Origin of the sequence: Marinicella marina (assembly GCF_030065545.1) — a bacterium.
In the GTDB taxonomy this organism is placed as follows: Bacteria; Pseudomonadota; Gammaproteobacteria; order Xanthomonadales; family Marinicellaceae; genus Marinicella; species Marinicella marina.
Genome location: NZ_JASJNC010000010.1, coordinates 1 through 11,526 on the forward strand (window position 1 = coordinate 1; position 11,526 = coordinate 11,526).

Here is an 11,526-nt window from a genome sequence, read left to right on the forward strand (position 1 = left end):
CCAATGGTTGGTGCGGTGTTATCAAGCGTGAACGCTGCGGTTGATGTGTCGGTGTTGCCTGCGGCATCGGTGGTGGTTGCTAAAGCATCACCACTGACTTGGCCTGGGCCAGTGCCAGCAGTTGCGGTACAAACCACTTCATTGCCCGACTCAGCACCACAGGTATAACCTGGGATACTCACAGTGGCGCCGGTTTCAACGCCAGTACAAGTAGCACTCAGGGCGGTACCATCATTGGCTGGGTTTGGTGTTACGGTACACACAGCAGGCGTTGGTGAGGTGTTATCTAAAGTGAATGGTACAGCTGTGGTAGCGGTGTTACCGGCTGCATCGGTGGCAGTAGCCACTTCATCACCATCGACACCATTCTGGCCAGCGGTTGCAGTACAAACCACTTCATTACCGGCCTCAGCAGCACAAACGTAACCTGGAATGGTTACGGTAGCCCCGGTTTCAACGCCAGTACAAGTAGCCGTTAAAGGCGTACCATCATTGGCAGGATCGGGTGAAACAGTACAAGCACCAATGGTCGGTGCAGTGTTATCCAAGGTAAAGAAGGCATCGGCATTACTGGTATTGCCAGCAGCGTCAGTAACGGTAGCTACTTCATCGCCATCAACACCATTCTGGCCAGCAGTTGCGGTACAAACCACTTCGTTACCCGATTCAGTACCACAGGTATAGCCTGGAATAGATACTGTTGCCCCGGTTTCAACGCCAGTACAAGTAGCCGTTAAAGGCGTACCATCATTGGCAGGATCGGGTGAAACAGTACAAGCACCAATGGTTGGTGCGGTGTTATCAAGCGTGAACGCTGCGGTTGATGTGTCGGTGTTGCCTGCGGCATCGGTGGTGGTTGCTAAAGCATCACCACTGACTTGGCCTGGGCCAGTGCCAGCAGTTGCGGTACAAACCACTTCGTTACCCGACTCAGCACCACAGCTATAGCCTGGAATAGATACTGTTGCGCCGGTTTCAACACCAGTACAAGTAGCACTCAGGGCGGTACCATCATTGGCTGGGTTTGGTGTTACGGTACACACAGCAGGCGTTGGAGCGGTGTTATCTAAAGTGAATGGTACAGCTGTGGTAGCGGTGTTACCGGCTGCATCGGTGGCCGTGGCCACTTCATCACCATCGACACCGTTTTGGCCAGCGGTTGCGGTACAGACCACTTCGTTACCGGCCTCAGCAGCACAAACGTAACCAGGAATGGTGACCACAGCACCCGTCTCAACGCCAGTACAAGTAGCCGTTAAAGGCGTACCATCATTGGCTGGATCGGGTGAGACAGTACAAGCACCAATGGTCGGTGCGATGTTATCAAGGGTGAAAGCAGCGGTAGATGTAGCTGAGTTGCCGGCGGCATCGGTGGTGGTTGCTAAAGCATCACCACTGACTTGGCCTGGGCCAGTGCCAGCGGTTGCGGTACAGACCACTTCGTTACCCGACTCAGCACCACAGCTATAGCCTGGAATAGATACTGTTGCGCCGGTTTCAACACCAGTACAAGTGGCGGTGAGGGCGGTGCCATCATTGGCTGGATCGGGAGTTACAGTACACACAGCAGCCGTTGGTGCAGTGTTGTCTAAGGTAAAGAAAGCATCGGCATTGCTGAAGTTTCCGGCCGCATCAGTAACGGTAGCCACTTCATCACCATCGACGCCATTTTGGCCGGCGGTTGCGGTACAAACTACTTCGTTACCCGATTCAGTACCACAGGTATAGCCTGGAATAGATACTGTTGCCCCGGTTTCAACGCCAGTACAAGTAGCCGTTAAAGGCGTGCCATCATTGGCTGGATCGGGTGAGACAGTACAAGCACCAATGGTCGGTGCGGTGTTATCAAGGGTGAAAGCAGCGGTAGATGTAGCTGAGTTGCCGGCGGCATCGGTGGTGGTTGCTAAAGCATCACCACTGACTTGACCTGGACCAGTACCAGCAGTGGCGGTACAAACCACTTCGTTACCCGACTCAGCACCACAGCTATAGCCTGGAATAGATACTGTTGCGCCGGTTTCAACACCAGTACAAGTAGCACTCAGGGCAGTGCCATCGTTGGCTGGGTTTGGTGTAACGGTACACACAGCAGCCGTTGGAGCGGTGTTATCTAAAGTGAATGGTGCAGGTGTGGTTGCTGTGTTGCCGGCTGCATCGGTGGCCGTGGCCACTTCATCACCATCGACACCGTTTTGGCCAGCGGTTGCGGTACAGACCACTTCGTTACCGGCCTCAGCAGCACAAACGTAACCAGGAATGGTGACCACAGCACCCGTCTCAACGCCAGTACAAGTAGCCGTTAAAGGCGTACCATCATTGGCTGGATCGGGTGAGACAGTACAAGCACCAATGGTTGGTGGGGTTACATCTGTTAAAGTAATTGTTTCAGTATCATTGAAAACAAATTCGGTGGTTGGTAATTGGAATGAGTTGGCAGTTATGGTTACGGTGTTGATAATGTCACCCGTGGGTGCATTTGCATCAATGACAGCGTCAAAACTGACAACGACTTGCTCACCAGGTGCAATTGTTCCACCATTGGTACCATTCGCTCCATCGCCTACGCGAATAACTACCTGATTATTTACGCCATCATATTCTCCAGCATCATTGCCACTGGTATCAGATAATGGGCCAGTTGGACCAGCGTCAGAACTGACGATTTCTAAACTGCCTGGTACGTATGTCATGTTGTTGGGAATAGGATCAGTAACCACAGTATTGGTTGAGCTGTCCTGACCGTCATTGGTAAAAGTGATATTGTATGAGATTACATCACTGCGCCCTATGTCTCCACCATTAACATCAACAGCGGTTTTATTCAAAGAAGAACTGTAATCAGGAACGTTTAAATCAGTAACAAAAGCCAGATAATGTGGGTAATAAGAGTCACCGTTGGTTACAAACTCTACTGTTGCTTCAGTTTCACCATTGCCCCAATTTGAGGTTAGTGTGCTGACATCTACAAAATCGATGTCCATACCCAGTTGGTTAACATAATCAGGTGTTTTTGAAGTAATACGCGCGTTGTTCTTTGTTATAGAGCTGTTCCAAAAATTATTTTGTGGGTTCAGTGGTGGAAAATCGACGTTGCTGCCTTCAAAAATAAATTGGTCCCCTGAAATATTTTGATCGCCTTCCCAAACCAATGCGCCTATGCCGGTGTAATAAGTCCCGCTTAATGGAGTCAGAAGTCCTGAAACTGTGATTGGTATGTTGGTGGTGTCTGTTACTCTGGCAGCACCATCGAATAATGTTAACCGCCTGAACGGCAAAGAACTGTTTTCATAGATTACAGCAATTGACCAACCGCCATAGAAACCCAATCCATCGGCTCCGTTATTAGCAACCAATCCGGCAACCGTATACGTACCTGATCCACCTGCCGCAACAATTGAAGTGATTTCAACAGTTGCTTGGTAAGGGCGATTGTTGTTGCTGCCTTGGTTAGAAAAGACATCAGTTTGGTTGTTTGGGGCAGTGACTGCCTGGTAACTTGCAGAACCAGGCCTTCTGATTTGAATTGTTCTGCGATCATTGCCGTTGCCACTTCTACCGGCCCAATATAATCCCGCGTACAACACATTTGAGTTGGCAGGTAATGTTAAAGTTGCTGATGATGAATTATTGAAACCAGCAGTTGGGTCAACATTTACATACCTTGTTTGAATGTTATTATTGCTTGCTACTGTGCCATTCTGCCGATCAGCACAGTCAGCAGTTGTTGCTTCGTCACAAGTAATTAAAACGTTACCTATGATTTCAATGGCGCCATTGGTGTCGGTATTGAAGCGATTAGTAAAGTTCCTGTCAACCTGAGATTGAGCTACAGAACTGAATAATAAGGGAAGAACCACTAAGGCACAGAAAAATATCTTATTCATAAAACACACACTAGTTTAATAATATGCGATTTATACCATATAATGTAGTGTTGTAAATGCCGTATACTTCAAAAAGATTGAAATTTTACTATTTGTGACATTATTCACAGTTTTGTTTGTCTGGATTGTTTTTGTAAATTTCTAAAAGGCAGGTAATGACAAAATATGTCACTACTCAAATTTCAACACAATCAAACAATTACGGTTTTTTGTTAGCCTCTTGTGGCACCAATTGAATCGCATTCCGGTCATAGCCTTCATCCACAGCAATTTGAATCAATCGTTCCAATTCTCTTTGATCAATCTGTGGTTTTCGAGCCATAATCCAAACGTAATCTCGCTTGGTTCTACCAATGATGGTGTATTCATAGGCTGGATCGACATAAACAATGATGTATTCGGATTTAAAGGGCCACAGGAATTGCATTTTCCACTCAGCATTCGACGGGTCGTCTTGCACAAAACCGGTGGGGTTATACTCTTTCTTAGGACCAGTAAAGCTATCTTTATTGAAGGAGAATGTGGTATTGATGACGTTTTCATCCTCGCGCTCATAGGTCTCAATGGCATTATGAGCCCCCTTTTCAATAAAGGTAGGAATATTGGCTATAACGAACCAATCTCCCATAAATAAATCCAGATTGACTTTTTCTGCCATTCTGATGGGTGGGCCTTGGCGACAAGATTGAAAAGCAAAAAGAGATACCACAATAACAATTCCTAAGCTGATTATTTTTTTCATGTTGAATTTTTAAAACTAATGCGGCTAGTTTAGGCTCAAAGGTGTGAATATCAGGTCAAGTATTTTTCAGACCTATAATTCCTAGCATGATGGGTTTTATAATAGAGCTGATTAGCAGTCCTTCAATATTAGCCAGACTTTATGCATGATTTAAATCTTTATTGAGGTCTTATTTCATGATTGATAAATTATTTAGGTATGTTAAAAAAAATTAAAAGCTTAAGGAAAAACAAATACAACGCCATATTGATGGATGCGGTGTTGATTTTTTTGCTTTTGCTGGCCTTTTCATGGTGGCAAAACCGAGGCTCTCTGGCTGCAGCTGGACAAACAGCGCCTGATTTTCGGTTGATTGCGTTGGATGGTACATCACACCAATTGAGCGACTATCAAGGTAGAGCGGTTTTGGTTTATTTTTTCGCACCTTGGTGTACCGTCTGTCGACTTTCAGCTGACAACCTCAACGACCTGCGAGCGACAAGAACAGAAGATGAATTAATCGTATTGATGGTGGCTTTGTCTTATGAGAATCGTGCTGAGGTAGAAACTTTTGTGGCTGATTTAGATTTAACTGTACCAGTTTTACTTGGCAATGAAGCACAAATGCAAGCGTATAGAATTGTCGGTTTTCCAACTTATTACGTGATTGATGAGGCTGGCAAGCTGGCATCTAAATCGATGGGCTACAGCACAGAGTTAGGTATGCGTGTTCGGACTTGGTAGGTAATGACCAGCTGCTGATGTAACAGGTGAATCACCGCTTTACCCACAACGCTTGAAACCTTATAATTTCCGCTTTGAAACACTTTAATTGTACCGCTGCAATAATTGGAAATTGAATGACAACATATAACCCGCAAGAAGTTGAACAACAGGCCCAAGCACTTTGGGATGAGCACAAATCATTTGAAGTCAAACCTGACGATAACAAAGAAAAATACTATTGTCTCAGCATGTTTCCTTACCCCAGTGGCAAGTTGCACATGGGACACGTGCGAAACTACACGTTGAGCGAGGTGATTGCCAGGTACCAAAAAATGCAAGGTAAAAATGTCTTACAGCCGATAGGATATGATGCTTTTGGCTTACCTGCAGAGAATGCCGCAATCAAGCACAACAAAGAACCGGCTGAATGGACTTACGCCAACATGAAGGAAATGACGGGACAATTCAAACGCCTTGGTTTTGCTTTTGATTGGTCACGTGAATTGGCCACCTGCCAACCAGATTATTACCGTTGGGAACAGTGGATGTTCGTCAAATTGTATGAGCAAGGCTTGGTTTATCGCAAAGATGCTGTGGTTAATTGGGATCCTGTGGATCAGACCGTATTGGCCAATGAACAAGTGGTGGATGGCAAAGGCTGGCGTTCAGGTGCTGAGGTGATCAGGAAATCCATTCCTCAATGGTTCTTAAAAATCACTGATTATGCTGAAGAACTGTTGGCGTCATTGGATCACATGCCTGGATGGCCTGATTCGGTTAAAACCATGCAGCGCAATTGGATTGGTAAATCCAAAGGTCTGGAGCTGGACTTTCAGGTCGATGGCTTTGGTGAGGTCAGCATTTATACCACCAGACCTGACACTTTATATGGTGTTTCATACATGGCGGTGGCGCCAGAACACCCGCTGGCATTGCAAGCTGCGGCAGAAAATACAGATTTAGCTGCTTTTTTGAAACAGTGCGCCAAAGAACAAAGCAATGAAGCGGCCATGGCCACCATGGAAAAGAAAGGCATGTACACCGGTTTGGATGCCACCCACCCATTAACGGGTGACAAAGTCCAGGTTTGGGTCGCTAACTTTGTGCTGATGACTTATGGAACAGGTGCGGTGATGGCAGTTCCAGGCCACGACCAACGCGATTACGAATTTGCCCAGAAATATGACCTGCCGATTGTTCAAGTGATTGATGCTGAAGGTGATTTGAGTCAGGCTGCAATCACCGAAAAAGGTGTGCTGATGAATTCCGCCGAATACGATGGCATGGATTTTAAAACCGCATTTGACGCGATGGCAACACACTTCAAAGCCAATGACAGCGGCCGGGTACAAATCAATTACCGTTTGCGTGACTGGGGTGTCTCTCGTCAGCGTTATTGGGGCTGCCCAATCCCAATTATTTATTGTGATGATTGTGGCGCGGTGGCGGTACCTGAAGATCAACTTCCGGTTGAATTACCGGAAAATGTGGTGTTTGATGAGACCGGTGGATCACCGATTAAGAAGATGCCAGAATTCTATGAAACCACCTGCCCCATATGCAACAAGCCAGCTACCCGTGAAACAGATACTTTTGATACTTTCATGGAGTCCTCTTGGTACTATGCCCGCTATACCTGTCCTCAGTACAGTGGTGGCATGCTGAGTGACGAAGCTGACCATTGGTTGCCAGTAGATCAATACATTGGTGGCATCGAGCATGCCATCTTGCACCTGCTATATGCGCGTTTTTATCACAAAGTATTGCGTGATCAGGGACTGGTGAATTCAGATGAGCCTTTCACCAATTTATTGACCCAGGGCATGGTGTTGAAAGACGGTGCCAAGATGTCAAAGTCCAAAGGCAATACCGTGGATCCACAAGATTTAATCGATCGTTATGGTGCTGATACAGTGCGTTTGTTTTCTATGTTCGCAGCGCCTCCTGAACAATCGCTTGAATGGTCTGATGAAGGCGTTGAAGGTGCCGCACGTTACCTCAATCGGGTGTGGTTTCAAGTCACTCAGTTCATTGAGGCCGCTGCTGGTCAAACGCACAGCATGGGTAATGACCTGAACAAAACGCAAAAAGCAATGCGTTTCAAAACTCACCAAACCATTGCCAAGGTGACAGAAGATGTGGGTGACCGCCAAACCTTCAACACCGCTATTGCTGCCATGATGGAACTCACCAATGCACTCTCTAAGTTCAATGACGACAGTCCCACTGGCATGGCGATTCGTCATGAGGGCTGGTACAGTCTGATGAAAATGCTCAGTCCATTTGCGCCGCACATGACGCAAGCTTTGTGGCAAATGATGGGCGAGGAAGCTTTACTTTGTGATGCCGATTGGCCAGTGGTAGATAAAACGGCCTTGGTTCAAGATGAAATTGAAATGGTGGTGCAAGTCAACGGTAAATTAAGAGCGAAATTGGCTGTGCCAGCTGACATGGATAAAGAGGGTATTGAAGCTTTGGCTTTGGCGGAAGAGAATGTGCAAAAATTCATTGCTGATAAGACCGTCCGTAAAATCATTGTGGTACCGAAACGATTGGTCAATGTGGTGGTTTCATGAGACTTATTTCATGCCTGTTTGTGTCTTTGTTGCTTTTCGGTTGTGGTTACCAACTCAAAACTGCAGTTGAATTAGACAATGCCTATAACAAGACTCACATCAAGCACAGCATCACCTCACCTTTGTATCGACCATTGGCAGTGGCCTTATCTAATCAAGGCGTTAATTTGGTGGAGGATGCCACAAGCGCTTCGGCTCAAATTATCATCAGCAAGGACAGCTTGACGAAGCAGGTTCAGTCAATTGGTGCCAACAACCGGGTACAAGAGTATAGGTTGGATTATGAAGTGGTTTTTTCGGTTCAATTCTTGGAAAAAATTGCGGTGCCCGAACAGACTTTGAATTTGTCTCGAGATTATGCTTTTGATATTGGTCAAATAGCTGGTGCTCAAGGCGAAGAACAAGTGTTGCGACAACAAATGTACGAGGACATGGCACAAAGCATCATTCGAGCCATTGCCAACCAATCCTCAATCCAGTAAAGCGACTGATGAAGTTATACAGCAACCAATTGGCCGCACAACTGAAACAGCAGTTGCTGCCAGTTTATTTATTGGTTGGTGATGAGCCTTTGCAGTTGCAAGAAGCCGGTGATGCTATTAAAGCAGCCGCGGCAGCGCAAGGTTTTTCTGAAAGAGAAAGCCATTTGGTAGACAAATCATTTCAATGGCATGAATTGCAGAACAGTGCAGGTAACATGTCACTGTTTGCGACACAGCGTATTATTGAGCTGCATATGCCCAGTGGCAAGCCAGGTACCAAAGGTTCTGCCAGCATCGTGTCGTTTGTGGAACAAATGCCAACTGATGTGATGCTAATCATTCGTTGTGATGAATGGAACGTCGGTAATGAAAAAACCAAATGGGTTAAAACCATCATTGATAAAGGTGCGTATTTGAGGGTTTATCAGCCCAAAGCCACTGAATTACCTAATTGGATCAGGCAACGCTGTCAATCAATTGGACTACAAGTGGATCAAGATGCCATTGGGCTGTTAAGTATGCGCTTGGAAGGCAATTTGTTGGCCGCTGCCCAAGAGCTGGAAAAGCTTAAAATGCGTTATGCTGAGCAGATGGTTACTGGCCGTGATGTCGCCGGTTTGGTGGCAGATAACGCACGCTTTGATGTGTTCAGGCTCACCGATTCATTGTTGGACAAACAAGCCAGCAGGGCCATCAGAATTCTTCGTTCGTTAGAAAAAAATGATGTGGCTGCAGTGGTGGTGCATTGGGCGTTGGAGAGAGAAACCAGGACATTGTGTGAACTGGCTTTTATTCGCAGCCAACAACGCAACGTCAGCGCCGCTGATTATCGAAGGATGGGTATTTGGCAAAGCCGACAACCCATCATTCAAAAGGTCCTTAACAGTGCGCCCTTGGCCCACTGGGAATCCTCATTGAAGGCGCTCAGCGACATCGATCGAATGATTAAAGGCCGCTTACCCGGCAATGCCTGGTTGGCGATGGAGAAGTGGATGGTGCACTTCACGCAATAAATCTACTCATCATCAGAGCTGAATTGGTATGCTAATAAATCACCTGGCTGACAATCCAAAGCTTCACATATTGACTCAAGTGTACTGAATCTGATGGCTTTGGCTTTACCTGTTTTGAGGATGGATAAATTAGATAAACTGATGCCAACTGCTGCAGAAAGCTGATTCAAAGACATCTTTCTTTTGGCCATCATGACATCTAGGTTAATAATAATAGCCATGGTTATATGGTGAAGTCATTTTCGTTTTGTATTTCAATGCCACGCTTGAATACCTGGGCCATAACATAAACCATCGCTGCCCATAATAAGTACGCATCATCGCTGCCATTGGCACCCACACCAACCACCTGCTCCAGAGCCTTGATGTGTCCATTGTGCAACACTGTGAGGAAGGCAATAAACAGGATAGAAAAACAAATGCGTTCCATCAAGTGAACCACAGTTTGGCTGAATGGGTTTTTCAAATTAAAATCTTTCAATAATTCTGTCACCAGGAAAGCCACATAGGCTTGGGCACTGAACAACAATACCTTAGTCAGTGCAAGGATGCTGTAATGCATCAAGCTGTGTGATAAGTACATCGACAGGTCCATATCAAAGTACAAGTGCTTGGCCGCATCGCTGTTGAATAAGCTGATGGTATAGGTAGTTACAACAGCACCGGTTTTGATCAATAAGGCGATAAAGACAAACCAGGCAAGGAAGAACATGATATTCAATATGGTTTGGGTTTTCATAGACAGTTACCGAGTTAATAATATTTTGATTATAGCTATAAATTTATTGATAAACAATAAATATATAGTGAAGTTAGTAAAACTATTACTTGTGGCACAAAAAAAGCCAACCACGATGGTTGGCTTTTTGATCGGTCGTTATCTAGAATTATGACTTGGATTCGATTTCAGCAGCATTTTTACCGTACTGAGTTTTCAGTACAAAGAAGCCAATGGTTGCTGATATCATGGAACCAACAATGATGCCCAATCGCTCATCAAAAACCATGTCAAACTGTGTTTCTTCATAGGCCAGTGAGCCAATGAACAAACTCATGGTAAAGCCAATTCCACACAAGGCGGATACACCGTAAATGGCGACCCAATTACTGCGGTCTGGCATCGCAGCCCAGCCTAACTTGATGGCTATCCAACACAGCGAGAATATGCCCACTTGCTTACCGACCACCAAGCCCAATGCAATACCTAATGGTACTGGATGTAACATTTGTTCCAGACCAACACCTGATAAATTCAGACCTGAATTGGCAAATGCGAAAATGGGCAGAATGATATAAGCGACCGCTGAGTGAAGGTTATGCTCCAAGGACTTCAATGGTGAATATTCAGGGTTTTCCTTAGACTTCATGGGTATGAACATGGCTAAAATAACCCCTGTCAATGTGGCATGAACACCTGATTTCAGCATCGCTACCCACATGATTACGCCTATCAAGATGTAAGTACTGGTCGCTTCGACACCTTTCTTGTTGATGGCATAAAGCACGGGTACGCATGCTGCTACCACCCACAAGGCAGTGGTTGAAATTTGCGAAGTGTAGAAAAATGCAATTACCAGAATCGCGCCGATGTCATCAAAAATTGCCAGAGAGGTTAAGAAAATTTTCAAACTGACCGGAACTCTGGGCCCAAGCAGTTTTAATACAGCCAGTGCAAACGCAATATCGGTCGCTGCGGGAATGGCCCAGCCTTGTAGCGCTTGTGGGTCATCTTTATTAAACCAGAAAAAGACCAAAGCGGGAAACAGCATGCCGCCGATGGCGCCTAAACCTGGTAAAACAATGTTTTTCTTATCTGACAATTCCCCATCAATCAGTTCGCGTTTTAATTCCAAGCCCACCAGAAAGAAAAACACAGCCATCAGGCCGTCATTAATCCATAACAACAAAGGTTTATTGATATCAAGGGCGCCTATCTGTATGGCAACAGGGGTGTCCAATAAGAGGTTGTAGTAGCCAGCAAGGCCTGAATTGGCGATGATCATGGCCAGTACGGCAGACAGGAACAACAGTATTCCCGCCGAAGATTCCATTTTGAAAAAATTTCTAATAAACGAAGCAGCAGCTTTTGGCATAGTTTTCACTTAAATTTGATTGCGTATTGAT

Annotated in this window: 9 protein-coding genes; 4 read left to right on the plus strand and 5 right to left on the minus strand. The window is 45.7% G+C overall.

What is annotated here, in order from left to right:
* Window positions 1–3,884: beta strand repeat-containing protein (locus QNI24_RS13945; protein WP_430539213.1), on the minus strand; the 3,884-nt coding region annotated here is incomplete at its 3' end.
* A 199-nt stretch (window positions 3,885–4,083) separates the two neighbouring features.
* Window positions 4,084–4,626, minus strand: coding sequence for a lipocalin family protein (locus QNI24_RS13950; RefSeq protein ID WP_267177518.1), 543 nt, complete (start codon window positions 4,624–4,626; stop codon window positions 4,084–4,086).
* Between the two features lie 198 nt (window positions 4,627–4,824).
* Between QNI24_RS13950 and QNI24_RS13955 the strand changes: the two genes are divergently transcribed.
* The 4 genes from QNI24_RS13955 to holA all read left to right on the plus strand — a co-directional run bounded on the left by QNI24_RS13955 (window position 4,825) and on the right by holA (window position 9,402).
* The gene (locus QNI24_RS13955) at window positions 4,825–5,349 is read left to right on the plus strand and encodes a peroxiredoxin family protein (RefSeq protein WP_267177519.1); all 525 of its coding nucleotides are present in this window, start codon (window positions 4,825–4,827) and stop codon (window positions 5,347–5,349) included.
* A gap of 116 nt (window positions 5,350–5,465) precedes the next feature.
* Window positions 5,466–7,907 (plus strand): leucine--tRNA ligase, encoded by a 2,442-nt coding sequence (leuS, locus tag QNI24_RS13960; protein WP_267177520.1) that lies wholly within the window; start codon window positions 5,466–5,468, stop codon window positions 7,905–7,907.
* Window positions 7,904–8,389, plus strand: a complete 486-nt coding sequence (locus tag QNI24_RS13965) for an LPS-assembly lipoprotein LptE (RefSeq protein WP_267177521.1) — start codon at window positions 7,904–7,906, stop codon at window positions 8,387–8,389. Before leuS ends, QNI24_RS13965 begins: the two co-directional genes overlap by 4 nt.
* A gap of 8 nt (window positions 8,390–8,397) precedes the next feature.
* Window positions 8,398–9,402, plus strand: coding sequence for a DNA polymerase III subunit delta (holA, locus tag QNI24_RS13970; protein ID WP_267177522.1), 1,005 nt, complete (start codon window positions 8,398–8,400; stop codon window positions 9,400–9,402).
* A 2-nt stretch (window positions 9,403–9,404) separates the two neighbouring features.
* Here holA and QNI24_RS13975 read toward each other — a convergent pair whose 3' ends face one another.
* The 3 genes from QNI24_RS13975 to nhaA form a co-directional block, all read right to left on the minus strand.
* Window positions 9,405–9,623 (minus strand): helix-turn-helix domain-containing protein, encoded by a 219-nt coding sequence (locus QNI24_RS13975; protein ID WP_267177523.1) that lies wholly within the window; start codon window positions 9,621–9,623, stop codon window positions 9,405–9,407.
* A 2-nt stretch (window positions 9,624–9,625) separates the two neighbouring features.
* Entirely contained in the window at window positions 9,626–10,141 is a 516-nt protein-coding gene (locus tag QNI24_RS13980) for a DUF2975 domain-containing protein (RefSeq protein ID WP_267177524.1), read from the minus strand.
* Between the two features lie 148 nt (window positions 10,142–10,289).
* Complete coding sequence (gene nhaA / locus QNI24_RS13985) at window positions 10,290–11,495, minus strand: Na+/H+ antiporter NhaA (protein ID WP_267177525.1); 1,206 nt, start codon at window positions 11,493–11,495, stop codon at window positions 10,290–10,292.
* Window positions 11,496–11,526 lie beyond the last annotated feature (31 nt).

Excerpts from the sequence above, each read along its gene's own strand:
- QNI24_RS13950 (WP_267177518.1), bottom strand. The coding sequence starts at position 4,626 with ATGAAAAAAATAATCAGCTTAGGAATTGTTATTGTGGTATCTCTTTTT.
- QNI24_RS13955 (WP_267177519.1), top strand. The coding sequence starts at position 4,825 with ATGTTAAAAAAAATTAAAAGCTTAAGGAAAAACAAATACAACGCCATA.
- leuS (WP_267177520.1), top strand. The coding sequence starts at position 5,466 with ATGACAACATATAACCCGCAAGAAGTTGAACAACAGGCCCAAGCACTT.
- QNI24_RS13965 (WP_267177521.1), top strand. The coding sequence starts at position 7,904 with ATGAGACTTATTTCATGCCTGTTTGTGTCTTTGTTGCTTTTCGGTTGT.
- holA (WP_267177522.1), top strand. The coding sequence starts at position 8,398 with ATGAAGTTATACAGCAACCAATTGGCCGCACAACTGAAACAGCAGTTG.
- QNI24_RS13975 (WP_267177523.1), bottom strand. The coding sequence starts at position 9,623 with ATGGCTATTATTATTAACCTAGATGTCATGATGGCCAAAAGAAAGATG.
- QNI24_RS13980 (WP_267177524.1), bottom strand. The coding sequence starts at position 10,141 with ATGAAAACCCAAACCATATTGAATATCATGTTCTTCCTTGCCTGGTTT.
- nhaA (WP_267177525.1), bottom strand. The coding sequence starts at position 11,495 with ATGCCAAAAGCTGCTGCTTCGTTTATTAGAAATTTTTTCAAAATGGAA.